This is a genomic window from Pantoea sp. MBLJ3 (assembly GCF_000816655.1).
Lineage (GTDB): Bacteria > Pseudomonadota > Gammaproteobacteria > Enterobacterales > Enterobacteriaceae > Pantoea > Pantoea eucalypti.
Genome location: NZ_JSUT01000005.1, coordinates 275823 through 302468, shown reverse-complemented (window position 1 = coordinate 302468; position 26646 = coordinate 275823). Strand labels below are relative to the sequence as shown.

The window sequence follows — 26646 nt, the reverse complement described above, 5'->3', positions numbered from 1 at the left end:
ATTATCAATTTTTACGTTCAGGGAAGCTGCTTATTGATCTCTACCGCGATGGACTGATGCCCATCCCAGGGCGTTACGGCGCTCAGCCCCAGCCAGTCACCCGGCTGCGGATTGGCGCTGCCATCGCGTGAAACGCGCACCCTTACTGCGACCTGATGCTGCGCCGAAAGCAGGCGATCTGGCATCATGGCGTTACTGTCATCGAGCGTCAGCGTCAGCGGGAAATGACTCAGCGGCATCCGCTTAACCGCCACCGGCACGGGTGAATCCCCGTCAGAAACCGAAATATACAACACTCCGTCTGGCGGTAACATTTTTTCTGCCTCAGGTGTCAGCGTCACGGTCAGCGCCAGCTGACGACTCTGCTGCCCTGCCTCACTTCTGGCCTTTTCAATGCTGCGGGCGATCATCGCGTGCCGCTTGTCATCGGCAGGCAACAGAGCTAAAAGCGTCTGCCATGCGTCGATAGCCTGATCGTATTGCTGCTGTCCGTAAGCATTAAACGCCAGCAGGCTCAGCGTCCGCAGGTTGTGCGGATCTGCTTTCAGCAATGATTGCAGCAGCAGTGACGCCTGCCGGTTATCCTGCGGGTCAGAAGATCGCGTCAGAACCTCTGCATAATCCTGTTTGAGCGCCAGATCGTTGGGGGCCAGCTGTAAAGCATGCTCAAAGGCCTGACTGGCGATCTCTGTATTATTCAGCACCATGCCGAGCCGCCCCAGCATCGTCCAGTCGGCCAGATTATCCGGTTCTGTTTGCAACGCGGTACGCAATCCGAGCTCTAAACGCGCCAGCTCTTCCATGCTCAGCGGTTTAGCGCCAGGGTCCATCAGACGGGCACGCAGCTCAGGATACGCCTGCTGCACCTGCATCCAGCCAGTGAATTGTGCCAGGCCGCCGGTTTTCAGATAAGTGCCCAGCGAGACCGCAATCAGTACAATCAGGCCTGGCAGCAAAATCCAGCGGCTGCTGGTGTGTGATTGCATTGCCTGTGACGGCGGAATATCCGCCAGTAGTGTCTGCTGTAATTCCCGCTCCATCAGCGGACGTTCAGCGACCACGCCCTGCGCTTCATCCTGCGCCAGCTCATCTATGCGCTGATGGTAGAAGCGCTGATTAAGACGATCGCGATCGCCTGTGCTGGCCTGACGTTGCCGCCAGCCCGCCGCCATAAACAGCGTGCAGGCTGCCAGCAGTAACAGAAAAAGGGTGATCCAAAATGCACTCATTACGGCTTCCTGTCTGACTTCAGTAGCGCATTAAGACGCTGTTGCTCATCTTCATCCAGCTCGCTGCGGGTTTTACGCTGACGGCTGCGCAGGATGATCACCGCGCCGCCCAGTAGCGCAAACAGCGCCGGGCCCGCCCAGAGAATCAGGGTGGAGGGCGTGACCGGTGGCGAATAGCTGACGAAATTGCCGTAACGCGCCACCATATAGTCGATGATCTGCTGGCGACTCTGGCCCTGCTTCATCAGCTCGTAGACCTTTAATCGCATGTCGGCGGCAATCATGGCATTCGAGTCGGCGATGCTGTTGTTCTGACATTTCGGACAACGCAACGACGCAGTCAGGTCACGGTATTGCTCTTCCTGGGCTACCGAGTCAAATTGCAGCGTGTCGATGGTCGCCCAGAGATTGATGCTGAACAGCAGGCCGCAGAGCAGTAACAGCGTTCTCATGATCCCGCCTCCGCGCTGTATTTCATCCACAACGGTTTCACTTCCTGCTCCCAGACACGCACATTCAGATCGCCCGCATGGCGATAACGAATGATTCCTTTGCCGTCGATCAGGAAGGTTTCCGGCGCGCCATAGACACCAAGATCGAGTCCCAGCATACCGTTGCCATCATAAAGACTCAGCGCATAGGGATTGCCCAGCGTGTTCAGCCAGTTAACGGCCTTGCGTCGATCGTCTTTGTAGTTCAGCCCCACCACGCGGATGCCCTGCTCCGCCAGCGTATTCAGATACTGATGCTCTGCGCGGCAGGTCGGACACCAGGTCGCCCAGACATTCAGCAACATCGGCTTGCCATCCGTCAGCACATGCTGATCGTAGATTTTGCCCGGCTGATCCAGTGCTTCCAGCCGGAACAGCGGCACCGGTTTGCCAATCAGCGCAGATTCGAGTCGGGTCGGATCGTCACCCTCGGCATTGCGGGTCAGCTGCCACAGCAGCGCCGCCGCCAGCAGCAGAAACAGCATCAGGGGAATGAACAGGATTTTCTTATTCATGTCCGCGCCTCCGTTTCCGCTTTTTTGCGCGAACGGTAGCGGGGATCGAACAGGCAGAATAGGCCACCCAGCGCCATCAGTGCGCCACCGAACCAGATCCAGCGAACAAAGGGTTTGTAGTAAATGCGCACGGCCCAGCTGTCATCATCCAGCTCTTCGCCCAGCGCCGCATAGAGATCGCGGCTGAAACCGCCATCGATCGCCGCTTCAGTCATCATGGTGCGGGCAGCGGTGTAAAAGCGTTTTTCCGCCTGCAGTGTTGCTTCATGTTTGCCGTTGCGGGTGACATCAATAATACCCATGCCGCCGCTGTAGTTCGGCCCCTGCAGATTCTGCACACCACGGAAGACAAAGTGATAGTGATGAATATCGACACTATCGCCTGCTTTCATCCGCACATCGCGCTCCACGCTGTACTGCGTGCTGAATGCAATGCCAATCACCGTGACCCCTACGCCCAGATGGCCCAGCACCATGCCCCAGTGACTGCGTGACAGATGACGTAATCCGGCAAAGAACGGGTGACGATGGGTGGCGCGTTCGTGCAGCTCCAGCAGTGTCAGTACAATAATCCAGAGCGACATCAGCAGGCCAACCACGGTCATCGCCTCAATGCGATCCTGCAACCACCAGGGAATGATCATGGAACAGGCCAGGGTCACGATCAGCGCCAGTGCCAGCCGTTTTGCCAGCTTTTGCGGTTCATCGCGACGCCAGCGCACCAGCGGTCCGATTCCCATCAGTAGCGCAAACGGCGCCATCAGCCAGCTGAACATGGTGTTGAAGAACGGCTCGCCGACCGAAATGCTGCCCAGCCCCAGTTGCTTATGTACCAGTGGCAACAGCGTGCCGAGCAGGACCACCAGCATCGCGGCAATCAGCAGCACATTATTGCCCAGCAAAAATGATTCGCGCGACCAGGTTTCATTCTGTACCCGGCCACGCACCTGCCCGCCTTTGATGGCGTAAAGCAGCAGCGAACTGCCGATGACAATCACCAGAAACGCGAGGATAAACATCCCGCGCGCCGGATCGGAGGCGAAGGAATGCACCGACACCAGCACCCCGGATCGCACCAGGAACGTCCCCAGCAGGCTCAGCGAAAACGCCGTAATCGCCAGCAGCACAGTCCACGCTTTGAAGGTGCCACGCTTTTCAGTGACCGCCAGCGAGTGCATCAGGGCGGTGCCCGCCAGCCACGGCATAAACGACGCATTTTCAACCGGATCCCAGAACCACCAGCCGCCCCAGCCCAGCTCGTAATAGGCCCACGCCGATCCCAGTACGATGCCAATGGTCAGAAAGACCCAGGCCGCAGTCGTCCACGGGCGTGACCAGCGCGCCCAGGCGGTATCCAGCCGGCCAGCCATCAGTGAGGCGATGGCAAACGCAAACGCCACCGAAAAGCCGACATAGCCCATATAGAGCAGCGGCGGATGGAAGATCAGGCCGATATCCTGCAGCATGGGATTCAGGTCATGGCCGTCTATCGGGAAGTCCGGCAGCGTGCGGCCAAACGGATTAGACGTCAGCAGGATAAACAGCAGGAAGCCAAGATTGATCATCCCCATCACTGCCAGCACGCGTGCCAGCGCATCCTGCGGCATACCACGACTGAATATCGCCACCGCCAGTGTCCAGGTGCTCAGCAGCAACACCCACAACAGCAGCGATCCTTCATGTGCGCCCCAGGTGGCGGCGATGCGATAGTAAACCGGCAGCAGGCTGTTAGAGTTGGTGACGACATAGGCAACGGTAAAGTCGTTGCTGATAAAGGCCCAGACCAGCAGTGCAAACGCCGCAGCGATACAGACAAACAGACCCGAGGCCAGCGGACGCGCCATCGCCATCAGGCGGGCATCCTGGCGCACCGCGCCCCACAGTGGATAGCTGCTCAGCAACAGGGAGAGGCCCAGCGCCAGGCAGAGCAGAAAGGTTCCGATTTCGGGCATCATGATGATTTATTTCCCACCTGATAGCGCGACTGCGGGCCGGTTTGATCACTCTTCATCGCGTTTTCAATCTCCGGCGGCGTATATTTCTCATCATGTTTTGCCAGAACCTCTTTGGCGATCACCTGGTTGCCCGCCGCCAGCACGCCCTGCGCGACAACGCCCTGCCCTTCACGGAACAGGTCCGGCAGGATCCCTTCAAAACTGACGCTGACCACACCACGCGCATCATAAAGTTTGAACGACACAGCCAGCGTTTTCGGATCGCGCCGGACGCTGCCGGGCATCACCATGCCACCGACGCGCAGCCGCTGTCCCGCTTCGGGCTTCTCGTGCGCCTCCCCTTTGCCGTAGAGGATTTCGCCTGGGGTATAGAAGAGATCGATGTTTGAGCGCAGCGCATACATCACCAGCGCGGTGGCCAGGCCAAGACCGAGCAGGATCGCCAGGGCCGCATAAAGGCGGTTGCGTCGACGGATATTCACAACTTCTCTCCTGCCGCTTCAGTCGCGGCTTTTTTCGATTTTGCTGCCCGGATGCGACGTTCACGTGCGTCACGCTGGCGAATCTCCGCCAGCAAACGGCGGCGCAGTAACAGGGTATGCAGCGTCAGGCCGATCAGTGAAAGCAACGTGCAGGCCACTGCCAGCCAGACGTAGAAAGCGTAACCGCCCATCGCAAAGAAGGCGTGCCAGGAGGAAAAGGCTGGAGTCATGCCTGCTCCCCCCGCTTCGCCACATCAATCGCCCAGGGACGATGACGTTCGGTTAACAGAATCAGGTTACGCAGTCGCATCAGCGTCAGCGTAATAAAGACCAGCAGATAACCGAGGATTGCCCAGCGCAGCGGCGTGCGCATAACCGGCGCAATCGCCTGCTGGAGAATGCCCGACGAGCCCTGATGCAGGGTATTCCACCACTGCACTGAGAAGTGAATGATCGGCAGATTGACCACGCCGACCAGAATCAAAATACCCGCTGCCCGGCCTGCGGTGCGGCGGTCATCAAAAGCGTGATACAGCGCAATCACGCCCATATAGAGGAACAGCAGTACCAGCTCTGATGTGAGGCGGGCATCCCAGATCCACCACGTGCCCCACATCGGTTTGCCCCATGCCGAGCCGGTGACCAGCGCAATAAAGGTAAAAACCGCACCCACCGGAGCCATGGCGGCGGAAACCAGATCGGCCATTTTCATCTGCCACACCAGGCCGATAAAGGCGGCGATGGCCATTGAAGCATAAACCCCCATCGACCACATCGCAGCGGGCACATGAATGTACATGATGCGGAAGCTGTCGCCCTGCTGATAGTCAGCGGGTGCGTATCCAAATCCCCAGACCCAGCCCAGCAGCAACGCCGCCAGCCCGGCGATGGCGAACCACGGAACCAGTCGCCCCGAAAACTGATAAAGCCGTTCGGGTCTGGCCAGCTGATGTAACGCTTTCCACATATCAAATGCTCACATTAACGATAAAAGAGTGTTGCCGCGTCTTGTACGCGCGGTTATTGCAAAGTGGCTATTGCAACGTGATGCGTAGCGCCGCCGCCGTAGCAAACGGCGCGAGTGTCGCACTGCCCATCAACATAGCGCCAAGAATCGCCAGATAGCCGCCAATCGGCAACCCCTGACTGGCCGCCTCCATCGCCGCACTGGCGAAGATTAAAACCGGAATAGCCAGCGGTAATACCAGCAGGCTCAGCAGCACGCCGCCGCGCCGTAAACCCACCGTCAGACCCACGCCAATCGCACCGAGAAAACTCAGGGTTGGCGTACCCAGCAACAGCGTCAGGGCCATTGCCCGCCAGCCATTAAAATCCAGTGACAGCAGCAGCGCGGCCAGCGGCGACAGGATAATCAGTGGCACGCCAGTGACCAGCCAGTGCGCCACCACTTTGCCGATAACCGTTACCGGCAGCGGCGTCGGCAGCAACACCAGTTGCTCCAGCGAGCCATCGCTGAAGTCATCACGGAACAGACGCTCCAGCGCCAGCAGCGACGCCAGCAGCGCAGCAACCCAGGCAACGCCCGGTGCAATGCGAGCCAGCTGTTGCGGGTCCGGTCCGATACCTAAAGGAAACAGGGTAATGACGATCAGGAAAAACCAGAGTGGATTGACGACATCCGCGCCGCCACGAAAGGCGATGCGTAATTCACGCTGGATGAGGCGAAACAGCATCACTCTGCCTCCACATCGCCGAGGCGAATTTTACGCACCCGCGCTACCTCTGCAGGCAAATCCTGATGGGTGGTCAGGATCACTGCACCGCCGTTATCGGCATGCCGGGCGAACTGCGTCATTAATTTTTCAATACCCGCTTTGTCGATGGCGGTCAGCGGCTCGTCAAGAATCCATACGCGAGCCTGACTGAGCCACAGACGTGCCAGCGCTACCCGACGCTGCTGCCCTGCCGACAACCGGCTGACGGGCACCTCTTCGTCGCCCGTGAGATCGACACTTTCCAGCGCAGCAAAAATCTGCGCATTACTGCAATCGGGATGGTAAAAGCGCAGATTTTCCAGTGGCGTGAGCACGCCTTTGACGCCGGGCTGATGACCCAGATAGAGCATCGCCTGATGCCAGCTTTCACGCTGACGCAGGATCGACTGCTGCTGCCAGCGTATTTCACCCTCTTCAGGACGGCTCAGCCCGGCCAGCAGGCGCAGCAACGAGGTTTTACCGGCACCATTGGGGCCTTCAATCTGCACAATGTCACCTGCGGATACGCGAAATGAGAGCCGCCGGAACAGCGACCGTTCGTCGTATGCACAAGTGAGTGTAATGATTTCCAGCATTGAAGGGGGAGTCGCACCAGCTAAAAGTGGCCGGGATATTACCACAATGTTGCTGTGGGCCGAAGTGTGAGCCAGCGCTCAGTTTCGCTGGTAAGGGATTATTCGTGCGTTTTCATCAGCAGTCTGAATAAAAATGCAGTTCCGAAAAACGTTGTTACGCTTATTCGCATCGGACGTTACATTTCCGGCAAATAAAAAACGGCTACGCTTATAACGTTACAGCACTATCACCAGGAGAAAATATGAAGCCTTCATCAGGTAATGAGCAGGGTCCTAACGACGTAGAGAGCGAAGAGAAGGACAAGGGCACTGACATCGAAGTTGATGAGGAGGCTTTACCCTCCCGCGCGGCTGCGATTCATGAAGAGATTCGCCAGGATGGGGAAAAGGAGCTGGAGCGCGACGGGATGGCGCTGCTCTGGTCAGCTATCGCGGCAGGCTTGTCCATGGGCGCTTCGCTGATGGCCAAGGGGATATTTAAGGTGCATCTGGATGGCGTACCGGGTGCATTCCTGCTGGAAAATCTGGGTTATACCTTTGGTTTTGTTATTGTCATTATGGCGCGCCAGCAGCTGTTTACCGAAAATACCGTTACCGCCGTATTACCGGTGATGCACAAACCCACCTGGGGTAACACGGGCCTGCTGTTACGGTTATGGGGCATTGTGTTGCTGGGTAACCTGATTGGTACAGCGCTGGGTGCGCTGGCCTTCAATGAGATGCCGATTTTTGACGAGGCCACCCGTCAGGCGTTTACCGACATCAGCATGAAGGTCATGGAAAACACCCCAGGCGAGATGTTTGCCAATGCGGTCATTTCCGGCTGGATTATCGCCACCATGGTCTGGATGTTCCCCTCTGCGGGCGGCGCGAAACTGCTGGTGATTGTGATGATGACCTGGCTGGTTGCGCTGGGCGACCTGGCGCACATTGTCGTGGGCTCAGTAGAAGTGCTCTATCTGGTGTTTAACGGCAGCATTAGCTGGCATGAATTCCTGTGGCCGTTTGCCCTGCCGACGCTGCTCGGCAACATCACTGGCGGCACCCTGATTTTTGCGTTGATCAGCCATGCACAGATTCGCAATGACATGAGTGAAGCCGCTGTGGCCAAAGCAAAAGCTGAGAAGCGGAAGCAGGAAAAACGCCGCCAGCGTGAAGAGAAGGAAAACGCGGAATAAATGGCAAGGGCAGACAAGGCTGATTTACCGGTTTTGTCTGCCTTTCAGGCATGCTGGCTGAACCTATGATATTGAGATCAAACCGTCAGGCTGAAGCAGAGAATCTTTTCAGCGTGAACGATCTGCGCGCGTCATGTTTAACCGCGTCCAGTGCAGAAAATCGGGATTGCTGGCGTAATGAGCAAACGCGCGGCAACCTGGTGAATGTTCAGGACTGTTTCGCTATACTGCACGCCGCTGTCCTCTTAGTATAAATGGATATAGCGATTAAACAAAACAAGCATTTGTTTTTTATATAAAAAATTACAATAAAACCCACCATAAAGTACTTAAAAATGTACGCAATAATAAAAATAAATCTTCTTTCGCTAAACTTTTAAGGCTTGTAAGCCGTAAATAATTCGTTAAATTAGAATAAAAAACGGATTTATTTATGACTACCGTGTTTTATCAGCCAACCGCATTTGCTGCCTGCGATTCGAAATGGTCTATAAACGGCTTCGAAATCAACGACATAAAAGAAGATAAGTTTATACTACATCACTCCCCTAAGACTGGAGAAATGTTAGTTACGCTTATGGCAGGTAGTCACATAGCAATAGTGCTTTATCAAGCACTTTTAAGTGGACTGATAACGGGGCAGCAGTTCTACAACCTGTTCAATATGTACGACCCATATTTCGAACTTGAATACGACTCTGTGACTTTGACGCTGTCTAATGGCAACCTAAAATCTAAGCCTCATGTCTACTATCCCAGCCATAAGGCTAACGGTATCTACTCCTTTGGAAGCGGGGGTTTTTACGCTGGCTCGTTTTTTTATCACGCCGCTGTTTATGCGCATAAGAAAAGGAATAAAACTCCTCCAAGGGCTTTTTCTCATTCGTGTGGCATAATCTGCGCAATGAATTATGCTTATAGCCAAGATGGTTGTTCTGGTGGTAAAGTGCACAAACTTGAATGGGTTCAAAATTCAACCGTTCATGGCACAATGCTTCCAATTGACGATAAATACTTTATAAATCTTAAACTTACCCTTGTGGAGACTATGAGGGAGACACATGACATGTACACTGAAAAAGCGGAAAACCAAGTAGTAGCTTCATTGGCTGACAAAAAACGTACGCTGCAAGAGAAGCGTTCTCGTGGACAGGCTATAGCTAAAACTCAGGCAAATAATCATGCAACTAAGATGACAGTATCTACTGTCGTTGATCACCTTAAATGGTTTGAATCTTTGTAAGATCGCTTTTGCCTTTAACATAGTCATGGAATTTAAAGGTTAAAGGGGTGTCCCCCTCCACCTAGAAATTACTAAATAAAAGCAGCTACTTATAGCTGCTTTTTTTACGACAAATATCCCAATCAAGTTAAATCGTAGGTCGGAATGGCTCATAAACAGCCAAGACTTGAGCCGTCACCTTACCCAGTAAGATAATCCCTTCCAGCCCTTCTCCGTCGATCGTCTCACCGTCCAAGGTAATGATGCCCGTTCGGAATAGCCTTCCCAGCTGAGGGAACTCACCGAGCTGGAATGCGACCTTATCGCCCGGTTTTGGCTTCACTGATTTGTCGGCCAGAACGAACCCGTCCGGCGTCTCAATCAGAATCATGTTGTTGCGGTGAGGCATCAATATGTCGTTCAGGTCGATGCGCTTTTCAACATAGTCACTTGCAGGTGATGGAAATCCCATAGCTACCTCACGTATCCCATATTGCGGAGCGCCCAGGTCTTGTTCTCACTCTGCTCCGTGACCAACTCGAAGAAGAAGTTCTGATAGTACCGTATCCACCGGTTGCACTCCTGCAGCGTCCATACGTGGTTCACATCGTCCAGGTGCTTCTGGAATGCAGCTGTAGTGACTATCTGCCGCCCCTTACTGTCTTTTTTTATTGCAGCCATGAATGCGCCGCGTATGTCGCTCTCTCTTGCCATGCTAAATCCTCCTCTGATAAGTACTGTATGGATAAACAGTAATATCGATCGATGGGTTTGATCAAGTTGAAGTGAGCCACAGATTTGTAAAGGGCATGACAGTAAAGGATATTTTTGGTTGGCGGCTTCGGCTGGGGGTGACTAACATCAAATTACCCACCCCGTAGCCTGCTCAGACAGGAGCGGATGAGTCATTGCCCGGTCGCCGGGCTTTTTTATAGGTGTGTATATATGACTGATGATAAGATCGAACCTAGCTAACTTTAACAACTTTAACTTATGGAATAGGTAGTCATGGCTGAATATAAACGCAGAGGTTTTTTGTTTGGATTGTTAATTATAAGTGCCATGATTATTATTTCCTCATCCATAAAATATATCGATGTCAGTAAAAATGAAGCCATTGAGAATATTGAGGCGTCCTATCACTCATTGCTTATTGCAAAATCTCTGAATGAAGGCTCGATAAGTGAACACCACCTTTTGCCCGTGGTAACTCAGGGTGGTGATATAAATAAGGGTATACCCTGGGGTGCGGCAGTTCGTGATAAGTCAGGCTCGTACATATACACAAGCTTCCCATCGGTTGGTTTTTTAGCTCCAGCTTTATTCATAAAAGCACTTGGCTTGAACTATTCAATAATGAACCTTTTGGTTTTAAACCTCATCATTCTGGCATCATCATCTTTGATATTTTTCTTCACATTGTTAAAAGTGTTCAAGCCACAAAATCAAACCCAAGCCATTTTAATAGCATTGGCGTGCTCTCCATTGATTTTATCAAGAGAGTCTTTGGCTTCTACAGGGTTACTATATTGGCCTCAATCACTTAGCCAACTGTTTATTGCTACATTGGTTTTTTCAATCTGCAAGTTAATTGCAAGTAATAAAAATGCATGGTCAATAGCATCAGGAATTTCCTTATGCCTTCTGTGCATGACGGAGTGGACCGGTTACGTTATTGGCGGTCTATCAGCAACCTACTTTTTGGCAAGTAAAAAAAGAAGAGACGTAAGGTTAGCTTTTACCTTGCTGGCATCAATGTTCGTAGCTGCTGTGACATTCGCTACTCAGCTATACATGACTCTTGATCTAGGAGAGTTTATTTCGGCTTCGATTGCGAGATTCTCAGTAAGGAGTGGTGGCGGAGCGGATTTCAGGGCCTTGCTTGCTGGATATTACCAGTCCTACAGTTTGTTTTTGATTGTCATCCCTGCGTTTACAACTTCAAAATTAATGAATAAGGGAGTGCGCAACGACTTAGAAAATCTAATGGTAATTTTGTTGGCATTTTCTTTGATTGAGAACATAATCCTCGCGCAGCATGCAACGAGTTACACGTTTGATAGATTAAAGCTTTCATTTATCATTTCAATAATGATGTGTCACATCTTTCTGGTCAGTAAAGGGAGATGGCTCTTTGCGTCAATGACTTTAACTATTATCTCTTGCATCTTATCATTTGCCACATATCGATCTGATGTTGGCCAGTTCAGAAACTGGAAGGATGCGCAAACAGCCAATGTTGCCATAGCGAATAAAGCGATGGCCGTTGAAGGTTATGATTGCGCATCAATCTACAATAGCACCCGAGTAAGAGCTTACCTTAACTTGATTATGGGACGTTCTGTATGGGAGAGGCTGCCAACTGAAAATGAAAAGAACGATAAAGGTGAATGCCCGATTATTGTAATAAACGGGGATATACCATTTAAAGACCTCCAAAGAATAACATCCATTGATGTATATAGAGGCGGCTTACTAGAAAGGCAAATACACTAATTAAAGATATGAAGGGCAGCATTGATGCCCCATTCATATTTAATACTATTAAACACCAGAAGGTTAGCGTTTAATTATGACTTGGGTTTTTCAGGCCATGTGACCTGATTTGACGTATTAGCATCAATACGATTAAGCAGCACACGATACTTTTTCCATAAAGGCAAGGATGCAGCTTCATCCTCTGTTGCCATCTCCAGATCAACAGCATCTTGGAGGACTGATATCTTTTGGTTTGCTTCATCCATCAGCGCAGACTTGAGGTTTAGGTTTCCTGTCAGCGCATACGCGTCCTGAGCTGCCTGCTGTTCTTTAGTAAGCGGAGGCGCTGAGAATGATTTCCCGTTATAAAGATATCCAGCATTTACCGATGAGTCCTCATCCAGAGCCATCAGCTCAGCTTTATCACCATAGCCTGCTTGCTTTACGTCATATTCTGTCTCACCATCCCATGCGATGATGTTTTGTACCACACCCTCAACGACGATTGCGTAACGGTCACTCATTATGCGTACTCCTCAATAATAACCAGGCCATCCGCACCAGCGCCTGAGCCTCTTGGCGTGCCACCTGATGGATACGAAGCTCCTGCACTTGCACCGCCAGGGTATCCACCGTTATCACTACTGGAGCCTGTTCGGGCCACACCCGCAGAGCTCGCGAATGCTGCGCCCCCCTGGCCGCCAATACTCGTAATTGCTGATCCTTGTCCGTCCTGTCCTTTTACAAGCAAAGAAGCAGTAGCCTTTGAAGAGGTTGGGGTTCCGCCGATTGCAGCAGCAACAGCACTGCCGCCACCGCCGCCTTTAGCAGTAACTCCAAGCAATGGAATCAAGGTGTCCCCTCCAGCCACTCCTGAAGCTGAGCTATTTGCCGGCACTGCTGTGCCTCCCTTGCCAACGGTAATAGGAATTGATGTCAGACCCGACAAATCTATCGTAACCTCGACATAAGCCCCGCCTGCACCGCCTGCCGCGCCTACTCCTGCGGTTGCTGTTCCGGCGCCTGCCCCCCCTGCACCCCACGCCCTCACACGCACTTTTTTTGTTCCAGCTACAGGAACGTAATTACTGGTTATTGGAAATGACTGGATATTGAGAAGGCGACCCGGTCCTGTAAGCGACTTGATTGCTGCGACAAGCTGTGCATTATTTGTTTTTGCCAGGGTAATGCCGGCAGCTTCGATAACGGCTGCGATCTCCTCCTGGACGGAATCAAAAAAGTCAGCGTCCAGTGCGGTCGGGAGCTCACCTGTCTGCGGGTTACCGCCGGTGAATCCGTTTTTTCCCGAGCCGAACTTATCTTTCTGCGCGGTTGATGTATCAATACGATGCATGGTTACTCCGGGTATCTGAAAATGACGTAGGTGTGTGACGGGGAAAGCTTGTTAAGAACACACTCAGCGGTCGTGTCTCCCCATGTTCTGATGCTGTCAGTGGCGTTACTGATTGCCGTCATCGGGGTTATCTGAGTTGCAGCAGGCATATTGACCTGCCAGTAGTAGCGCCACTCTTCGCTATACAAAGAATCCGTGCATACTGAGAGACAAGTAAACTGGCTCTTTTTATATCGGGTGATGGTGACGTCTGTGTACCCCAGCGCTTCAAGCTGTTCCAGATAAAAAGCTTCGTTTATTCCACCCGCCAGGTTCAGCTTTGCATCTAACCTTTGCCTGCGCTGCTGAAGCGTCTGAACACCCGGAGGTGCGCAGCTGTCAGGTAATCCGCTGATCTCCTCATACCGGTCGATAAGCTCCGTTACGGAGCGCGGGTCGGTTTCCAGCATCAGTGCGTCACCGCGCCCGTGAAGCACTGCAAGCGAAGGAGCCAGGCCAGTCAGCAGCAGGTCATCGGCATCCCATGCAGGACCACGCGGCAGGAGTGCGCCAAGCATCTGCCGGTACTGCGCCGTTAAATCCATGAGATAGTCCCCACAACGCCCAGCTCACCCTTACCGATAGTGATGTCAGCAGACGGACTGACCAGCGTGTGACTGTACTCGCCGGCTGCGATACTGATTGCCTCGCTGATGCGCGACGGCTTCAGTACACTTTCCGGGCCACCGTCGCGCAGCATCATTGATCGCAGTTCAGCTTCAACGGCATAGCGAACCGCCGTGGTGTCGGGGTTCAGGTGAATCTGAAAGTTAACCGTGTGCGGCGCTGCCGCAAACACATAGATATCGGCGCCGGCCACGGGAGCCCGCGGCTCGATGTAAGCCTGTGCAGCCGCTACAGTTGCGGCGTCCGGAACCGGATTAATCAGGTCGCTGTTAGCCACCATCACACCAACCGTTCCTCGGCCGCTCCAGTGACGGTAAGTCCACGCACGGGTAATGCCCGCAACCTCTTTAGCCCACACCTCATAGTCACCGTCAGCGCCACCCTGCGGCGTCCAGTACCAGCGCTCAATGACACGCGCGCGCCAGACTTCCAGGTCTTCCACGTCAGCACCACCCTGAATGCTGTCCGCTACGCCAGCTGAGGTAAGACCTGTAATCGGGCTCACCAGACGCATAGCCAGACCGTCATCCGTGTTTCCGGCTTTACCCGCCGTATCGCAGACAACAGGCACTCGAAGCACGCCGCCAGCTGATGTGGCCGCTGCTGTAGTGGTGAACGACACCAGGTCGTCACGCTGAATGGTGACCCCTGCGGGTACGGTGATACCGGCTATTGCGACCGCCCAGCGGGCATAGCCTGCCGCTGTCGTGGCTGCTTTGCGCGGGCATCGCTTCATGTTGGCATGGCGGGTAAGCCAGTCCTCATCAGCAAGGTCCGGCAGCAGGTTGCGTGCTAGGTAATCGATATAGCCGTAGACGGTATGCACGGCTGCCGCCTGAACACGCCCGTATACCTCAGCATCAGTGCGCCTCAGCGCTGCCAGCGTCGTATCTGCTGCGAGGCGGGTAAGGATATCGCTGCGAACGGCGGTAATTAACTGAGGGAGTGTCGGGCGGGTAAATCCACTGTCAGCCATTTAGCTCACTCCATAGATCGTTAAATGAATAAGTTGCCCGGTTTCCGTCTTTCTGACTGATGACGATAGCGGCGTTGAGAGTGCTGATACCTGTGCGCTCTGCTGTCACGTCCACGCGCACGGCCACGCCGTCATCGACAAGCCATTGCAGCGCCTGGCTGATGTATTCACGGGCTTTGAGCGCTGTCTTGTTAGTGAGCTTTTCACGACTGAGGAGATAAAGGCGCGATCCGATGCGGTCATTCTGAGTTGTCGGAAAGCTGTCGCCCCACCACCCGTTATCCTGAGTGGGATTATCATCAGCCTCGGCTTTTCGCCAGGAGAAAAGCGAAACAATTACGGCTCTGGTAAGCGGGTCGGTCGGCCAGGTTGCATCCTGCTCAGAGCCATTTACGACGATTATCATGACGCCACCATTTTCTGGGTTGGAGCGTCGGTAGTGCCGCCGCCAGAGCCGTTTTCTTTATGCGTATGATCGTTGTAAGAAACGCGCATCGCTGACATCGTAATACCGGAAGAATCACACTTATCCTTAATTTCACCTGTCGCCTCGATGTCCATTTCAAACCGGGCTTTAGGCGCGTTGGTAAAGGTGATTGGCTTTCCTGCACCGTTGACGATTATCCCCTCGCGCGTGAGCGTGACCGACTGCCCCTGATCGTCATATACCGCCACCTCACCGGACGTCAGGTTTTTGATGCGGTAGCGACGGTCAGAAACGACCAGCACCACACCATGAGAACGGTCACCGTCGAAATAGGCGGCCACGGCCTCAGCTCCGGTCAGGGGCGCCGCGGTAAAGCCGTAAGGCTCCATGTGCTCAATATCGCTTTTCCCCTCGCCCCCGGCCATTTCAACCTGAAGCATCTGGCACTTTGTCGCCGTGTTCAGTCCGCGAACCACGGCGCGGGCCAGCAGGTTAGACAGCGCACGGCCCATACCTGACATCGGGTTTGCCATCAGAAATCATCCTCTTCAGTCTTTTTCTTTTTACGCTTGCCGGGCTTAGCCGGTTCAGGGAGGTAAGCATCCGGCGGTCCGACCCGGATTTCCGTGATAGTGCCGTTCTCATCCTGCTGATAGGTGACCTCAGCGATGACCATCTGGCGATTGTTAAAGCCGAGGATGGGATCGAAGACGATTACCTGCAGGTTAGGTAGCCAGAGTGAGCCGTCACCCTGTCGCCAGCCCTGCACGGTGTAGGTCACTTCATCAGTCCGGGCGGCACGCTGGCGCATCTCAAACTCTGCGCGCGCAGTGCAGGTTGCCGTGGTGGCGTTGCCGGTCTGACGGATAATCATTGGGCGGTAACGCTTCAGTCCGCCATCAATGGTCTTTGAGCGAATTGCAGTGGTTGTCGCCTCGCCAAAATCATCGTCATTTCCCTTTCGCTGACCGGACACCTGATAGTCGCTGAACCGGTCGCGGATGCTCTTTTCGGTATCGCAGGAAAGAATGTTCTCACCCAGAACCAGAGCGGTGTGGGCCTGCTGACTGCCGATGCCGCCGATAACCAGATTGCCTTCTGCGTTGTCGTAGGCCAGCGCCTGTTGCAGGCCCAGCATCTTATTCAGCACGTCCATGACCGTTTCCCCCTGGTCAGCCTGAACGCCCTGTAAAGCACCTGATGCACCGCCTGCATCCACCACGGTAATGCTGAACGGCTTCGCCAGCTCTGCGGCTACCTGTGCAAGCGAGCGACCGGCGTACTGCGACGGCGTGGCTGAGCAGTCGATGAGGTCAGCGGTTTTACTGCGCCCTGAGATTCCCACGCTGATGCTGCGTGCGTCATACCGGACCGGCGTCGCCTCGATGTAGCCGGTCAGCACTTTGTCTGTGCCTATCAGGACTTCAACGAGGTCACCGTTTTTAATCCGGTTACTGCGGTTTGCCTGGTCGGTATCACCCGGCCAGCTGCGGGTAATCTCAACGGTGAAGTCGCGCGCGATACGCTCAATGCCGGCGGCGATCCGGACCGATGTCCAGCCGCCCCACTCTTGCCCGTTAACGCGAAGAATAACGGTGTTGTTCATCGTACCGGCACCCTCAGTGTCTGAACCGGCACAAAGCCGGGATGGCGGATGCCGTTGCGTGCGGTAATGTCACCGGCGCGGGATGCGGAGTCGTACCAGTCAGCGGCCAGCACCAGTGCAGGCATCACCTGTGACGGCATGCGCTCTGTCATGCGCTCGACCTGCTCAAGTCGGGCTGAGATATCCCGGTTAAGGTCAGTCCGCACGGTAACCAGCGCCTGATACAGGCCGTCATCGGAAACTCGCTCCATCTCACGATCAATAGCTTCGTTGAGGCTGTCACGCACCTGAGCCAGGTCATCCCATGTGATGACGGTCCCGCTGTCGGTTGATGATGTGACTCCTGATGAGGCAGAGGCGGTGGTGACGGACGTCAATGAAGCTGAATCTGTAGTCGTCGCTGCAGTGGATGCTGACACTGCGGAGGTGACGCCAGATACCGGCTGGATGTTGGTGACGGCCGGATGCGAAACTCTGACCGGCTGCAATGGGTCCTGCTGGCGCGTGACGGTGCGGTTTGCTGGCTGAGGCAGGTTTGTTACCGCTGCGGACGCTTCACTGATTGCCGTGGTTCGCACCGCCTGCGCCACATAGTTTCGCTGGATGGTCTGCGTCTGAGCCGTTTTGCTGTCGGTATTCCAGACGCCGCGCGGGGCAAGTCCTGAATCGACGGTGACGCCTGTCAGCCCCTTAATCATCGACATCAGGTCGGAAGCGTTACCGGTCAGCCGTGAGCCTGCCCGCCACATGGTCTGCAGCCGGTTGACGAAACTCATGCCGCTGGATGGAGGGCTGAGCAGCACTGATAAATCTCCCTGCAGCAGACGTGAAGCCGCGCTGACACCTGAATCCACATACTGAAAAGCGCTCGTTACGGTACTGAACATGCCGCTGGCCTCATCCAGAACGCCGTCCTGCAGAAAATCAGGCATGCCATCCATACCAAAGGCACCGAAAGCCGATGAAATGGCGTCATCCAGGAATGAAACGGAAGAAGATAATTTCTGGCCGGTTGCCAGACCTGCGGTCGGGAAGGAGAGTTCGCCCGACTCAATGAAGCTGAAACTGACGCGGCACATGCGGCCTTCGTTCTGGGAATGACTGATGCGCACAGCATCGTCCACAACTACGGTCATCTCGCCATAGTAAGGATGAACCAGCGTACAGGAACCCGGCTTTTCAATAGCCTCAATCAGCCGGTTGCGCTGCTCAAAGTAGTCATCACCAATCAGGTATGCCTGCACACTGAACCGGCGCGTCGCACGCCCTAAATCTTCTGCCCACGGCTTGTCGCGATTCGGGTACTCATGCACCTGTACGCGGCGGCCAAAGGTGGCCTCATCTTCATCTACCTTAAACGGGACGCCCCGCAGCGAGGCATCCTGCAGATTGTCTTTCCAACTCATGGCTTACTCCGGGCAATAAAAAACCCGCCGGAGCGGGTTAATGTTTATCTCAGGTGTATCTGTATCGAATAGGAGTCGCCTAATTTTGCGAAGACAGAATCAGCTTTTTCATCATAGGAATCAAATCTCTGAACGCCTTTGAACTTCTCCAGCTTATTTTTGAATATCGCCGGGCTTATTCCGGTAAGGTATTCAAAAGCTTTACCGGCTAAAGCTACGTTAACCTCATTCATTGATTTGTCTTCATTCGCGTAGAAATGAATGCTTATCTTTTCAGCGCATGGCGGCTCATAAACGGTCACGTAAATCTGCGGTCCATACTCTGACTGTTTACTATCATCAAACGCATCCTCAAGAGACTGCTCCTTCCTGAAGGAATACTGGTGTCTTAGCATCCCGCCATCTTTAAAAACCTGCACCTTCTCAGGCTTTTTACCAATTGCAGCTATGAAGTCTTTTTCATTGAAAGCGGGGTAACACTCACTGGCCATTACCCCACTAACAAAAAATAGAGTCATTAGAAACGCAAGCAGGGGCATACGGATGCTTTCCTTAATTTAGAGTCGAGAACCGATTATAACCCACATCAAGGTCAAGCCAGGGAAGATTACCCCCTACAGGAGTTACCCGCATTCCCTGCGGAGCATCTTCAAAACTTACTTTGAGCTCCCCCTGTCTTGCAGGCTCCTTAAGCAATGGCGGCATAGTAAGATTTTGGTTTGCCATTTGCGGATTGCTTGTTGAGTTCTGCCTCTGAATTTTAAACCAGTCTCCAGCCCCCCATTCATCTGCTATCGAATCCCAGAACGGCTTCGATTCGCCACTCTTGGTCACCATCTCAGAAGGAACGGATGGAATTTTACCTGGCAATTTTAGGTTACCTGCGTCGAGATCTTTCTGGTTGTTATACCAGCCGCCAGCTTTCCACCTCTTTTTAAATGATTCCCAGAAGGATTCAGTGCCATCCTTCTGGGTTGCGGCATCAGAAATTTCTTCAAGCTTCTTGAACATATACAGCGCGACGGCTATTGATACTGTCAGAGCACTTAGCTTGCCTATTTTGGTAAGCACAGCGAGAAGACCGCTTGCTTTAGTTGTGGCGGTTGTCAGCGAGCCAATAACCTGAACCGTGAATAATCCGGCCATTACTCCACCAATTCCGGTAATAATGCCGTTCATACCGCCCAGGGACTCTGTCAGGCCGTCTATCTTAGTCCAGACCCTTCCAACTATCGGGCCGAACTTATCCCAGTCAGAAATCAATAAACCGATCCCCAGCGAGGCCAGCCTTAGAAATACATCCATGGGAGAAAGCTTCAGGCCTTGTCCCAAAATACCCAGTGCAAAGTTAATTCCCAGCAGCCCCAACTTCATTCCAACAAAACCGGCCGCGATGCCAAATGCACCACGAATCACTTTCGGGTTTTTGTCAGCAAACTCAGTAAAGCGCTCTGACATGTCACCCAGCCAGCTAACAATCCTTTTTGCATCACCTGAAAATGCACCACCTATTGCCGCAAGACCATTGACTGCTGTACCGGTCAGTGACTCCCAGATATTTGAAAGAGTGTTTAACTGAGCATTTACGCGCTTATTAAGGTCTGCCTGCTTCCCCATTTTCTCCTGAATCTGGTCATAGCCGGTTTTGCCTTTATCAATCAGTGCATTTAGTACCTGCAGTGTTTCAGCGTCATCACCAAATATCTGTTTAATGATGGTGGTTTTTTGTTTGGTTGTTAATGACTGAAGCTTATTCAGTTGCTTGAAAAGATTATCAAGTCCGCCGAACTCCCCCTTACCATCGGTGAAATCCAAATGAATTCCTTTCCGACTGAGCAGCTTATTGGCTGCCTTCATCTTTTTACCGTCAAAACCAGCCTGGAATACTTTTCGGAGCGCGTTACCGGAAGCCTCGCCCTCCATTCCCATCTGATCCATCATCACTGAAATTGGAGCTAAAGCACGGGCCGCCGTCAGGCCATCTTTACTTACCATCTTCATTATGGAGCTGGTTTTAGAGAAAAATGACAGCATGTTGGTATCATCAACGCCCAGATAAAAAGCTTTCTGGATAGTGTCGAATAATCCCATCATATCTTCTGAGGCTGTACCGGTAGCATCCTGCATTTTTGCAGCAAACTCTGCAGCCGCTTCGGGCGTTTTCTTAAGCTGAACCGCCAGATAAGCGGAGGCCTCACCAACACCGCTCAGGATGTTCTGAGCCGGAATACCCTGCCTGACAAGCATCTGCATCATGTTCTGAAAGTCTGCAGTGGTGCCAGGCAGTTTGTTTCCAAGGCCGATAGCCAGCTTGTTGATCTTCTCGAAGTCTGAACCTACTGCGCCGCTGGCGTCCATCATGGCAACTTTCAGGCCTGTTGCAGCGTCCTCCTGCTTGGCAAAAGCAACCAGTGAACCTGTTAGCCCGGCAGCAAGACCGCCTGCCATAGCCATGCCTCCCCTGCCAGCTTCCTCAGCGTCTTTACGGAACCGGCGCAGGTTCTTTTGCATGCGGCCAAGTGCAGGTGAAAGCCTGTCAACGCCAGTAATGAGCGCCTTCAGTTCAAATTCAGCCATTGGCTTTTCGCTCCCGTTCTATCCGGTTCGCCTGGTCGATAAGTAATTGCAGGCTTTTTAAGTCCTCGCTCAGGACTTCCAGAGGATTAATGCGCCAGTAACTGGCGCAATCGAAGTACAGATTAAGCAGCTCTTTAGCTGTCAGGCCTGAAGGAAAAAACCTGCAACCACCCAGCCAGCAGCATTCAGGTCTGATGGCGACATGTCATCAACTGAGCTGGGTGGGATGCCGCCCAGCTGGCTGATGTATTTAGCCACAACGTGAGCCAGCAGCTTCACTGACTCATCCTGATTCATCTGATACGGATAGCCCAGCTCGCGGACATCCTTACCTGTTGGATCGCGCAGCTCCAGCACATGAATAGTCTCACCGTGTGCCGTAATGGGTTTTGAAAGCTGAAGTTCACTCACTGATAGAATCCTTCTGAGCCGTGGAATTCGAGGTCAACCGTACCCTCTTCCGCATTGTGGTTTGCCTCACCGAACTGGAACGCCTCAGACAGCACGTAAACCATGCCGTTTGCCAGCTCGGCGGTGATGGTCATCTGGTCTGAGTCCATCAGCTTGGTGACCGGGAACGCCTTTGGCACCTTAAAGGTGCCTTTGACGTATGGTGCGCGGTGCGTCTCTTTGTAATCGACGTCACCAGCCAGGCCGATCACGTCATCACGCACTTTGGTGTTCATCGGCACCTCAATGCCGCCGGTCAGCGACAGCTGCTGGCCGTCCACCTTGACGTATGCTGTACCCGCAATCTTTGCCATTACGCGGTCTCCTCGCTGTATTGCAGACGGAACTGATTAAGCAGCGCAAAGACGCGCAGCTGATTGACGTAATCCGGCGGGAACAGGACATCCACGCGGGTCGGGTCGCTGACGTTGCGCTCAACCACCAGATGCTCTTTGAAGAGATCGAAGTTCTCCACAATCCCTGCCCGCTCCATGGTGCGGTAGCTGGCGCACATCTCACCCTTCAGTACTGCAGGCGTCACGATGGCCTGCCCCGGACCGAAGCGTGTACCGTCATTTGCCAGCTTATGGCGCGGGTACTTGCTGGTAATGATGCTTTTCAGCTGACGGATAACATAGGCGCTGGTATGCAGTGTTTCGCTGTCCAGGTAGCTGTTATCAGCGACGCCATAAGCGTTTTTCTGATAGGTGGTGATGTCGCGCTGGATACGCAGCACACCGCTTTCAGCGTAGGCCGTTGCAATGCCGTGCTTCAGCAGAGACTGCTGCTCGGTCAGCGTAAAGCGACTGCCTGCCGGTGCCGGTAATGCGCCGGTAAGCTCACCGGTCTGCGTCGGGCGGGCCGGGTCAGTGCGGATAAACACGGCATTACGGGCAGTACGCAGTGCGACCAGCTCATCGGCAGACGTCTGAACAGCAGGCTCATAACCGGCTACGGTAATGTGCTGATTGTTCATGGTGTCACCAAAGGCAACCAGCTCGGAGAGCGTGCCGACTTTCGCGGTGTAGACGTGGCCGTAAAGCTGACGCGCATAGCCCCAGCGACCGGAAGAGTCGTTCATCTCCAGCGCCAGCGTTGCCAGCGAAGCAGAATCGCTGAACGGCGTTCCAATGAAGTCAAACGGCTCATCACCCATCGCGGCCACGGCCGCAGCCAGTGACGGTGAGCCTGTGCCACCAGACATCGCGGCAATAGCAACGTTAACGCCGTCAGGCGTGGTTTCGCTGCCCACGGTGCCGTAGTAGTTCAGCGCCAGCGGAATGCTGTTTCCGGTAAGCCCTTTATGACGGGCGGTCAAAGTCACCACGCCTGCAGCAGCAGCGGCGGTCACCGGCAGGTCAGCGTCAGCATTAATGGCAGCGGCCAGTGTGGCGGCCACGGTTGCAGGGGTATCGCCCGTTACTACGGCTGCCTGCACACGATCCGCGCCGATATACAGGCTTAGCGAACCTGACGCCTGCGCATTGCCGGTCAGCGTCAGCGTACCTTTGGCAGTCTCGCTTTCCGGCTCAGTTACCGCGATAACCCAGAGCTCACCGAACGGATCGACAGCGCGATAGCGTGCCACCATACGGGCCAACTGGCTGCCACGGCCTGCCACCTTACCCGCTAGCGCGGCAGACGGCATGATGGCAAGTTTGTTTTTAACGATGGTGCTGTCAGCTGAGGCGAGGCCAATCAGCAGCGACGGCCCGCTGCTCTGCGTGGTATTCGCTTCGCTGTTGTCCATTTCGGCCCAGAACAGCGGCACGCGGAGGTCTGACGGAATAGTGGGGAACGAGACTGACATTATTCACCGCCCTTTTTCTTGGCTTCAGCAGCGGGCTTTTCTTCTTCCGCACTGACTTCTTCGACATCACCATCCGCAATGCGGCGGTGCCAGTAGCTGCTCTCTTCGACGTTGCGGCCTTCTGAAGGCAGCAGATCGCCCCGGACAGGGTCAGGAACTGACCGCCCGCGCTTGGGTCTGATTTGCATGATTTACTCGCTGAGGTTGATTTGGGTGTGGTGTTCGATAATGCCGTCAGGACCGTCGCCCGGGTCGATATAGTCAACATTGATGTCGACCATCTTCAGCTCGTCCAGGGCGTCAAGGTCATCCTGCTGGCGCGTGTCCTCTTCGGTGATTTCCCGCGTCAGCATGAATTCAAACTGGTAGTAGAGGCGACCGCGATCCATATCCAGAAGCTGACCGCCGGAATACGCCACCGGGCCAGCGTCTGAATCAGGCTCCCAGCCCAGCAGCGCCTTCCAGATTTGCTGTCGCACATCATGCACGGCGTCATAACCTGCCGCCTGACCGCGCTCGTCGCGCGTATTGTCCAGCACCACGACCACTGCAAAGCCTTCGGTCACGTTCTGCCAGTAGTCGGTCATCGACTTCTGCTCAGCTGTGATATCTTCGGTCGGCACCACATACGCCGCCGGCAGCTTCATTTTCCCCGTTTCGGGGATGGACTTGAATTCGGCCGCTCCGGCCACGTTGCCCGCGAACATCGGACATCGCGCCCGGAGTGCGGCGATCACCAGTGATAGCTTCATTTCTTTTTCCTTTCAGGACGCAGGGAGGTGCGCAGTGCACGGGTCAGCACATAGCGCGTCCACGTTTTGCGCGCCTCCAGCACTTCGGTCATGTAGTTTTTACGCGGCGCAACGCGCCAGCCATTACCGCCGGATTTCCCTTTGTGATGGCTCTTTTTGCGCTTAGCGCCACGCTTCACGCCGTAGAACAGAAACGCCGGGTAAAAGTCGCTATCAATGAGGCGGTTACCCTCGCCCCGCTTCTGGTTTGGCGCGATGCGCACCATCAGGCCCGGACGGCTTTTTGATGCGCGGGGAACGTAATAGCCGATGGAACGCGCCAGCCTGCCGGTCCTGAACCCCGGATACTCGCCCGGCGCTGAGCGTCCGCGACGCATGACCAGGCGCCGGGCATCACGCATATGCACCTGACCAATCTGAATGAAGGCGCGACGCATTTTTGGCCGGTTGAAAACGAGGTCTTTGGGCTGCTGAAAATCAACGTGCAGAAGCGGCTTAGCCATACATCACCTCACCGCTGTCCACTGCTCTCAGCTCCTCACACTCCATCAGCAGGTAACGACCGGCTGAGTTGAGGTCGCGCAGGCGCTTAACGCGATACACAAAGCCGCCGTAAACCACCTCAAAATCTGAAGTGATTCCCCGGCGATAACGGATCGTCATGTAATGGGTGATGGTGTCATCAGCCTGAACGGACTCATGATAGGTGGTGGCACCCACCTGCCGGACCTTTGCCCAGACGTCATTTTCATTCTGATAGACCGGCTCAGTGCCGTAGTCTGCTGCTGCCTGGTCGATACGCTGGCGCAGATGGATGCGCTTATTTAGCTCGCCGGGATCGGGCAACGTGAATACGGCGCTGGTATTGGATGAGCGTCGCTGCATGCTAATACCCCGACACCGGCAGACGCCGCGAATAGAGCAGGAACTCAAACGCCTGCGGCGTCTCCGTCATCTCCAGCTCTGACACTGAGCTGCGGTGTTCATACCAGTGACTGACCAGCATCAGAAGCGCAAGCCGGATATCTTCGGTAATAACCATGCCATCGGTATCAAGCGGCGCAATATCTGCCACCGTTTTATACAGATTACGGTTCAGGTACGTTACCGCCTTCGCCTCGGCGGCCAGAGCGAAAAGCTCAAGCAGCCGATCTTCTTCCGTAAAGTCGCTCTCAAGGCGGCACTGCTGTTTAATTTCTTCGAGAGTCAGCAGCATGGTAATCAGCCTTTTTTGTTTTTACCTTTTGCTGGCTCTGGCTCTGGCTCTGGCTCTGGCTCTGGCTCTGGCTCTGGCTCTGGCTCTGGCTCTGGCTCTGGCTCTGGCTCTGGCTCTGGCTCTGGCTCTGGCTCTGGCTCTGGCAGAGCAGCAGTACCTTCTTCAACCAGCTCTGCATAGCCTTTTTTGATCAAATCGCGACCATGCTGCTCGTCGGTCTCGATGGTGTTGCCTTCAGAAACGACAGTACCGCCGAAATAATTCGGTTTAATCAGAAGCAGTTTCATATTTAACTCCCGGAAAGGCGGCCCAGAGGCCGCCGTTGCTGTTATGCAGCTGCAGCAGGTGCGGCGAAGGAACCGTAAACGAACGCCTCAGGACGCTTGACGGCCAGCGCCAGACGCTCTTCACAACGGATTGAGATCATGTTTTTCTCAAAGTCGTCGGCGTTTTCGGTGGAGATGACCACGTTGGCATCTTCGCGGTCGAAAATCTGTGCACCGGCATTGAATGCGCCGGTCAGGAATTTACCCTGGAACGCAGCCGCTTCGGTCGCGACAACCGGCAGACCCCACAGGGTAGGACCGGTAAGCGCTGCCGGGTTCGCCAGAATGTAACGGCCCAGCGTATCTTTGGTCAGCTCGATCTTCGCCCAGTCGATGAAGTGCAGAACATGGCCGGAAGCCGGGAAGCGTGCCAGCTGCGCCTGCAGCATAGCAAGTCGCAGATCATCGATACCGCTCTGATTCGCCACGGTGAAGGCGGCAGCGTATGCAGATGCCTGCGGCACGATACCGTTCAGGTGCGTGCCGGTGCCGTCACCGAACAGAATTTCCTGCTCTTCAACGTACTTCAGGCCGTAACGCAGCTCGGCGTCAATCGTCGACTGCAGCTGCGGCATGTCGTCCAGAATCTGCTTAGCAGCTTTGAACAGGTGCGCAATGGTACGGACCGGCGTGATTTTTTCCGCAAAGGTGATGCCGCTGTATGGCTTGGTGGTGTTCTCAGCTACAGTCGCGGCGTTGTTGGTGAAGCCCGTCTGCTGAACCCAATAAATGGTATTGGATTCAGTGCGGCCCGGCGCAATAAGATCGCGGATAAACAGGCGCTGTTTCGGCTGCTGATCGATGCCAGGCAGACGGTCGGGTGCTACAATCGTACCCGGCACGTTCACGGAAAGCAGCGCTGCCTTAACGGGGATGCTCAGGCGCTTATTTCCCTCGATGCTAGCTGAAAATGCTTTCAGCGCTTCGGAGGAAACTACCTGACCGCCCACGGTTTCGATGACGTTTTTCGCATTCGCCAGTGGCATCTGCGCAACGTGCTGCTCAAGATCGCCCAGTGAAGCCTTCAGAGATTTGTTAGCTTCATTCAGCGCGTTAAACTCTGTAGCGATTTTATCTACTGCTTCTTTAGTCTGAGCAGAAAGCTGACCGGAGTTTTTTGCTTCCTTCAGCGCGTCTTCAGCCTTCTGGCTGAAGGTGCCGGACACCTCTTCCAGCTTTGCAGATACTTTTTTCAGTAATTCATTTACATCTGACATGG

The 26646-nt window shown here is 54.1% G+C and carries 34 protein-coding genes; 3 read left to right on the top strand and 31 right to left on the bottom strand.

Annotation, left to right across the window (positions count from 1 at the left end):
• Window positions 1–17 precede the first annotated feature (17 nt).
• From ccmI to ccmA, 9 genes are all read right to left on the bottom strand, one after another.
• The gene (gene ccmI, locus NP77_RS07980; protein WP_003853087.1) at window positions 18–1229 is read right to left on the bottom strand and encodes a c-type cytochrome biogenesis protein CcmI; all 1212 of its coding nucleotides are present in this window, start codon (window positions 1227–1229) and stop codon (window positions 18–20) included.
• Window positions 1229–1681 (bottom strand): cytochrome c-type biogenesis protein, encoded by a 453-nt coding sequence (locus NP77_RS07975; protein ID WP_003853088.1) that lies wholly within the window; start codon window positions 1679–1681, stop codon window positions 1229–1231. The genes ccmI and NP77_RS07975 overlap by 1 nt, the downstream gene beginning before the upstream one ends.
• The gene (locus tag NP77_RS07970) at window positions 1678–2235 is read right to left on the bottom strand and encodes a DsbE family thiol:disulfide interchange protein (protein WP_039659714.1); all 558 of its coding nucleotides are present in this window, start codon (window positions 2233–2235) and stop codon (window positions 1678–1680) included. The genes NP77_RS07975 and NP77_RS07970 overlap by 4 nt, the downstream gene beginning before the upstream one ends.
• Window positions 2232–4190, bottom strand: coding sequence for a heme lyase CcmF/NrfE family subunit (locus tag NP77_RS07965; RefSeq protein ID WP_008926497.1), 1959 nt, complete (start codon window positions 4188–4190; stop codon window positions 2232–2234). Before NP77_RS07965 ends, NP77_RS07970 begins: the two co-directional genes overlap by 4 nt.
• Window positions 4187–4672 carry a cytochrome c maturation protein CcmE gene (ccmE, locus tag NP77_RS07960; protein ID WP_008926498.1) on the bottom strand — a complete coding sequence of 162 codons (486 nt, stop codon included), beginning with the start codon at window positions 4670–4672 and terminating at the stop codon, window positions 4187–4189. Before ccmE ends, NP77_RS07965 begins: the two co-directional genes overlap by 4 nt.
• Window positions 4669–4902 (bottom strand): heme exporter protein CcmD, encoded by a 234-nt coding sequence (gene ccmD, locus NP77_RS07955; protein WP_039659712.1) that lies wholly within the window; start codon window positions 4900–4902, stop codon window positions 4669–4671. Before ccmD ends, ccmE begins: the two co-directional genes overlap by 4 nt.
• Entirely contained in the window at window positions 4899–5639 is a 741-nt protein-coding gene (locus tag NP77_RS07950) for a heme ABC transporter permease (protein WP_008926499.1), read from the bottom strand. The genes ccmD and NP77_RS07950 overlap by 4 nt, the downstream gene beginning before the upstream one ends.
• Window positions 5640–5706: 67 nt before the next feature.
• A complete protein-coding gene (gene ccmB / locus NP77_RS07945) occupies window positions 5707–6366 on the bottom strand; it encodes a heme exporter protein CcmB (protein ID WP_008926500.1) in 660 nt (219 codons plus the stop codon).
• Window positions 6366–6983 (bottom strand): cytochrome c biogenesis heme-transporting ATPase CcmA, encoded by a 618-nt coding sequence (gene ccmA / locus NP77_RS07940; RefSeq protein ID WP_039659710.1) that lies wholly within the window; start codon window positions 6981–6983, stop codon window positions 6366–6368. Before ccmA ends, ccmB begins: the two co-directional genes overlap by 1 nt.
• Before the next feature lie 242 nt (window positions 6984–7225).
• On the opposite strand from ccmA, the gene NP77_RS07935 reads away from it, so the two are divergent.
• Entirely contained in the window at window positions 7226–8161 is a 936-nt protein-coding gene (locus tag NP77_RS07935; RefSeq protein WP_039659709.1) for a formate/nitrite transporter family protein, read from the top strand.
• Between the two features lie 433 nt (window positions 8162–8594).
• On the top strand, window positions 8595–9404 hold the full coding sequence (locus NP77_RS07930) for a hypothetical protein (RefSeq protein ID WP_039659708.1): 810 nt from the start codon (window positions 8595–8597) through the stop codon (window positions 9402–9404).
• Window positions 9405–9531: 127 nt separating this feature from the next.
• Here NP77_RS07930 and NP77_RS07925 read toward each other — a convergent pair whose 3' ends face one another.
• Together NP77_RS07925 and NP77_RS07920 are read right to left on the bottom strand one after the other, a co-directional pair.
• A complete protein-coding gene (locus tag NP77_RS07925) occupies window positions 9532–9855 on the bottom strand; it encodes a phage repressor protein (protein WP_039659706.1) in 324 nt (107 codons plus the stop codon).
• 2 nt (window positions 9856–9857) lie between these two features.
• Window positions 9858–10097, bottom strand: a complete 240-nt coding sequence (locus NP77_RS07920; protein WP_039659704.1) for a hypothetical protein — start codon at window positions 10095–10097, stop codon at window positions 9858–9860.
• 294 nt (window positions 10098–10391) lie between these two features.
• Here NP77_RS07920 and NP77_RS07915 point away from each other — a divergent pair, with 294 nt between their 5' ends.
• A complete protein-coding gene (locus NP77_RS07915; protein WP_039659702.1) occupies window positions 10392–11879 on the top strand; it encodes a hypothetical protein in 1488 nt (495 codons plus the stop codon).
• 74 nt (window positions 11880–11953) lie between these two features.
• On the opposite strand, the gene NP77_RS24005 is transcribed toward NP77_RS07915, so the two are convergent.
• The 20 genes from NP77_RS24005 to NP77_RS07815 form a co-directional block, all read right to left on the bottom strand.
• On the bottom strand, window positions 11954–12385 hold the full coding sequence (locus NP77_RS24005; protein WP_039659700.1) for a tail fiber assembly protein: 432 nt from the start codon (window positions 12383–12385) through the stop codon (window positions 11954–11956).
• A complete protein-coding gene (locus NP77_RS07905; protein ID WP_052250636.1) occupies window positions 12385–13215 on the bottom strand; it encodes a glycine-rich domain-containing protein in 831 nt (276 codons plus the stop codon). Before NP77_RS07905 ends, NP77_RS24005 begins: the two co-directional genes overlap by 1 nt.
• 2 nt (window positions 13216–13217) lie before the next feature.
• A complete protein-coding gene (locus NP77_RS07900) occupies window positions 13218–13799 on the bottom strand; it encodes a YmfQ family protein (protein WP_039659698.1) in 582 nt (193 codons plus the stop codon).
• A complete protein-coding gene (locus NP77_RS07895; RefSeq protein WP_039659696.1) occupies window positions 13790–14857 on the bottom strand; it encodes a baseplate J/gp47 family protein in 1068 nt (355 codons plus the stop codon). Before NP77_RS07895 ends, NP77_RS07900 begins: the two co-directional genes overlap by 10 nt.
• Complete coding sequence (locus tag NP77_RS07890) at window positions 14850–15263, bottom strand: phage GP46 family protein (protein WP_039659694.1); 414 nt, start codon at window positions 15261–15263, stop codon at window positions 14850–14852. The genes NP77_RS07895 and NP77_RS07890 overlap by 8 nt, the downstream gene beginning before the upstream one ends.
• Window positions 15260–15817: a phage baseplate assembly protein V gene (locus NP77_RS07885; RefSeq protein ID WP_082040835.1), complete on the bottom strand. Its 558-nt coding sequence runs from the start codon at window positions 15815–15817 to the stop codon at window positions 15260–15262. The genes NP77_RS07890 and NP77_RS07885 overlap by 4 nt, the downstream gene beginning before the upstream one ends.
• Window positions 15817–16890: a phage baseplate assembly protein gene (locus NP77_RS07880; RefSeq protein ID WP_039659692.1), complete on the bottom strand. Its 1074-nt coding sequence runs from the start codon at window positions 16888–16890 to the stop codon at window positions 15817–15819. Before NP77_RS07880 ends, NP77_RS07885 begins: the two co-directional genes overlap by 1 nt.
• Entirely contained in the window at window positions 16887–18296 is a 1410-nt protein-coding gene (locus tag NP77_RS07875; protein ID WP_039659690.1) for a DNA circularization protein, read from the bottom strand. The genes NP77_RS07880 and NP77_RS07875 overlap by 4 nt, the downstream gene beginning before the upstream one ends.
• Window positions 18297–18340: 44 nt before the next feature.
• Window positions 18341–18835, bottom strand: coding sequence for a hypothetical protein (locus tag NP77_RS07870; protein ID WP_039659687.1), 495 nt, complete (start codon window positions 18833–18835; stop codon window positions 18341–18343).
• A 13-nt stretch (window positions 18836–18848) separates the two neighbouring features.
• Window positions 18849–20873 (bottom strand): phage tail tape measure protein, encoded by a 2025-nt coding sequence (locus tag NP77_RS07865; RefSeq protein WP_039659685.1) that lies wholly within the window; start codon window positions 20871–20873, stop codon window positions 18849–18851.
• A 141-nt stretch (window positions 20874–21014) separates the two neighbouring features.
• Window positions 21015–21284 carry a phage tail assembly protein gene (locus NP77_RS07860; protein WP_010246514.1) on the bottom strand — a complete coding sequence of 90 codons (270 nt, stop codon included), beginning with the start codon at window positions 21282–21284 and terminating at the stop codon, window positions 21015–21017.
• Window positions 21281–21637 carry a phage tail tube protein gene (locus NP77_RS07855; RefSeq protein ID WP_010246516.1) on the bottom strand — a complete coding sequence of 119 codons (357 nt, stop codon included), beginning with the start codon at window positions 21635–21637 and terminating at the stop codon, window positions 21281–21283. The genes NP77_RS07860 and NP77_RS07855 overlap by 4 nt, the downstream gene beginning before the upstream one ends.
• Complete coding sequence (locus NP77_RS07850; protein ID WP_039659684.1) at window positions 21637–23133, bottom strand: phage tail sheath subtilisin-like domain-containing protein; 1497 nt, start codon at window positions 23131–23133, stop codon at window positions 21637–21639. Before NP77_RS07850 ends, NP77_RS07855 begins: the two co-directional genes overlap by 1 nt.
• Window positions 23133–23321: a DUF2635 domain-containing protein gene (locus tag NP77_RS07845; protein ID WP_039659683.1), complete on the bottom strand. Its 189-nt coding sequence runs from the start codon at window positions 23319–23321 to the stop codon at window positions 23133–23135. Before NP77_RS07845 ends, NP77_RS07850 begins: the two co-directional genes overlap by 1 nt.
• A 3-nt stretch (window positions 23322–23324) precedes the next feature.
• Window positions 23325–23885: a transposase gene (locus NP77_RS07840; RefSeq protein WP_039659682.1), complete on the bottom strand. Its 561-nt coding sequence runs from the start codon at window positions 23883–23885 to the stop codon at window positions 23325–23327.
• Entirely contained in the window at window positions 23882–24388 is a 507-nt protein-coding gene (locus tag NP77_RS07835) for a hypothetical protein (protein WP_039659680.1), read from the bottom strand. Before NP77_RS07835 ends, NP77_RS07840 begins: the two co-directional genes overlap by 4 nt.
• Window positions 24381–24770 carry a phage head closure protein gene (locus tag NP77_RS07830; protein WP_039659679.1) on the bottom strand — a complete coding sequence of 130 codons (390 nt, stop codon included), beginning with the start codon at window positions 24768–24770 and terminating at the stop codon, window positions 24381–24383. Before NP77_RS07830 ends, NP77_RS07835 begins: the two co-directional genes overlap by 8 nt.
• Before the next feature lies 1 nt (window position 24771).
• Window positions 24772–25101: a head-tail connector protein gene (locus tag NP77_RS07825; RefSeq protein ID WP_010246528.1), complete on the bottom strand. Its 330-nt coding sequence runs from the start codon at window positions 25099–25101 to the stop codon at window positions 24772–24774.
• A 5-nt stretch (window positions 25102–25106) separates the two neighbouring features.
• Complete coding sequence (locus tag NP77_RS22860; protein WP_039659677.1) at window positions 25107–25388, bottom strand: hypothetical protein; 282 nt, start codon at window positions 25386–25388, stop codon at window positions 25107–25109.
• A 41-nt stretch (window positions 25389–25429) separates the two neighbouring features.
• Window positions 25430–26644: a phage major capsid protein gene (locus NP77_RS07815; protein WP_039659674.1), complete on the bottom strand. Its 1215-nt coding sequence runs from the start codon at window positions 26642–26644 to the stop codon at window positions 25430–25432.
• Window positions 26645–26646: the final 2 nt, after the last annotated feature.

Bases quoted from the DNA above. Each gene is read 5' to 3' on its own strand.
- ccmI (WP_003853087.1), bottom strand. From the start codon at position 1,229: ATGAGTGCATTTTGGATCACCCTTTTTCTGTTACTGCTGGCAGCCTGC.
- NP77_RS07975 (WP_003853088.1), bottom strand. From the start codon at position 1,681: ATGAGAACGCTGTTACTGCTCTGCGGCCTGCTGTTCAGCATCAATCTC.
- NP77_RS07970 (WP_039659714.1), bottom strand. From the start codon at position 2,235: ATGAATAAGAAAATCCTGTTCATTCCCCTGATGCTGTTTCTGCTGCTG.
- NP77_RS07965 (WP_008926497.1), bottom strand. From the start codon at position 4,190: ATGATGCCCGAAATCGGAACCTTTCTGCTCTGCCTGGCGCTGGGCCTC.
- ccmD (WP_039659712.1), bottom strand. From the start codon at position 4,902: ATGACTCCAGCCTTTTCCTCCTGGCACGCCTTCTTTGCGATGGGCGGT.
- NP77_RS07950 (WP_008926499.1), bottom strand. From the start codon at position 5,639: ATGTGGAAAGCGTTACATCAGCTGGCCAGACCCGAACGGCTTTATCAG.
- ccmB (WP_008926500.1), bottom strand. From the start codon at position 6,366: ATGCTGTTTCGCCTCATCCAGCGTGAATTACGCATCGCCTTTCGTGGC.
- ccmA (WP_039659710.1), bottom strand. From the start codon at position 6,983: ATGCTGGAAATCATTACACTCACTTGTGCATACGACGAACGGTCGCTG.
- NP77_RS07935 (WP_039659709.1), top strand. From the start codon at position 7,226: ATGAAGCCTTCATCAGGTAATGAGCAGGGTCCTAACGACGTAGAGAGC.
- NP77_RS07930 (WP_039659708.1), top strand. From the start codon at position 8,595: ATGACTACCGTGTTTTATCAGCCAACCGCATTTGCTGCCTGCGATTCG.
- NP77_RS07925 (WP_039659706.1), bottom strand. From the start codon at position 9,855: ATGGGATTTCCATCACCTGCAAGTGACTATGTTGAAAAGCGCATCGAC.
- NP77_RS07920 (WP_039659704.1), bottom strand. From the start codon at position 10,097: ATGGCAAGAGAGAGCGACATACGCGGCGCATTCATGGCTGCAATAAAA.
- NP77_RS07915 (WP_039659702.1), top strand. From the start codon at position 10,392: ATGGCTGAATATAAACGCAGAGGTTTTTTGTTTGGATTGTTAATTATA.
- NP77_RS24005 (WP_039659700.1), bottom strand. From the start codon at position 12,385: ATGAGTGACCGTTACGCAATCGTCGTTGAGGGTGTGGTACAAAACATC.
- NP77_RS07905 (WP_052250636.1), bottom strand. From the start codon at position 13,215: ATGCATCGTATTGATACATCAACCGCGCAGAAAGATAAGTTCGGCTCG.
- NP77_RS07900 (WP_039659698.1), bottom strand. From the start codon at position 13,799: ATGGATTTAACGGCGCAGTACCGGCAGATGCTTGGCGCACTCCTGCCG.
- NP77_RS07895 (WP_039659696.1), bottom strand. From the start codon at position 14,857: ATGGCTGACAGTGGATTTACCCGCCCGACACTCCCTCAGTTAATTACC.
- NP77_RS07890 (WP_039659694.1), bottom strand. From the start codon at position 15,263: ATGATAATCGTCGTAAATGGCTCTGAGCAGGATGCAACCTGGCCGACC.
- NP77_RS07885 (WP_082040835.1), bottom strand. From the start codon at position 15,817: ATGGCAAACCCGATGTCAGGTATGGGCCGTGCGCTGTCTAACCTGCTG.
- NP77_RS07880 (WP_039659692.1), bottom strand. From the start codon at position 16,890: ATGAACAACACCGTTATTCTTCGCGTTAACGGGCAAGAGTGGGGCGGC.
- NP77_RS07875 (WP_039659690.1), bottom strand. From the start codon at position 18,296: ATGAGTTGGAAAGACAATCTGCAGGATGCCTCGCTGCGGGGCGTCCCG.
- NP77_RS07870 (WP_039659687.1), bottom strand. From the start codon at position 18,835: ATGCCCCTGCTTGCGTTTCTAATGACTCTATTTTTTGTTAGTGGGGTA.
- NP77_RS07865 (WP_039659685.1), bottom strand. From the start codon at position 20,873: ATGGCTGAATTTGAACTGAAGGCGCTCATTACTGGCGTTGACAGGCTT.
- NP77_RS07855 (WP_010246516.1), bottom strand. From the start codon at position 21,637: ATGGCAAAGATTGCGGGTACAGCATACGTCAAGGTGGACGGCCAGCAG.
- NP77_RS07850 (WP_039659684.1), bottom strand. From the start codon at position 23,133: ATGTCAGTCTCGTTCCCCACTATTCCGTCAGACCTCCGCGTGCCGCTG.
- NP77_RS07845 (WP_039659683.1), bottom strand. From the start codon at position 23,321: ATGCAAATCAGACCCAAGCGCGGGCGGTCAGTTCCTGACCCTGTCCGG.
- NP77_RS07840 (WP_039659682.1), bottom strand. From the start codon at position 23,885: ATGAAGCTATCACTGGTGATCGCCGCACTCCGGGCGCGATGTCCGATG.
- NP77_RS07835 (WP_039659680.1), bottom strand. From the start codon at position 24,388: ATGGCTAAGCCGCTTCTGCACGTTGATTTTCAGCAGCCCAAAGACCTC.
- NP77_RS07830 (WP_039659679.1), bottom strand. From the start codon at position 24,770: ATGCAGCGACGCTCATCCAATACCAGCGCCGTATTCACGTTGCCCGAT.
- NP77_RS07825 (WP_010246528.1), bottom strand. From the start codon at position 25,101: ATGCTGCTGACTCTCGAAGAAATTAAACAGCAGTGCCGCCTTGAGAGC.
- NP77_RS22860 (WP_039659677.1), bottom strand. From the start codon at position 25,388: ATGAAACTGCTTCTGATTAAACCGAATTATTTCGGCGGTACTGTCGTT.
- NP77_RS07815 (WP_039659674.1), bottom strand. From the start codon at position 26,644: ATGTCAGATGTAAATGAATTACTGAAAAAAGTATCTGCAAAGCTGGAA.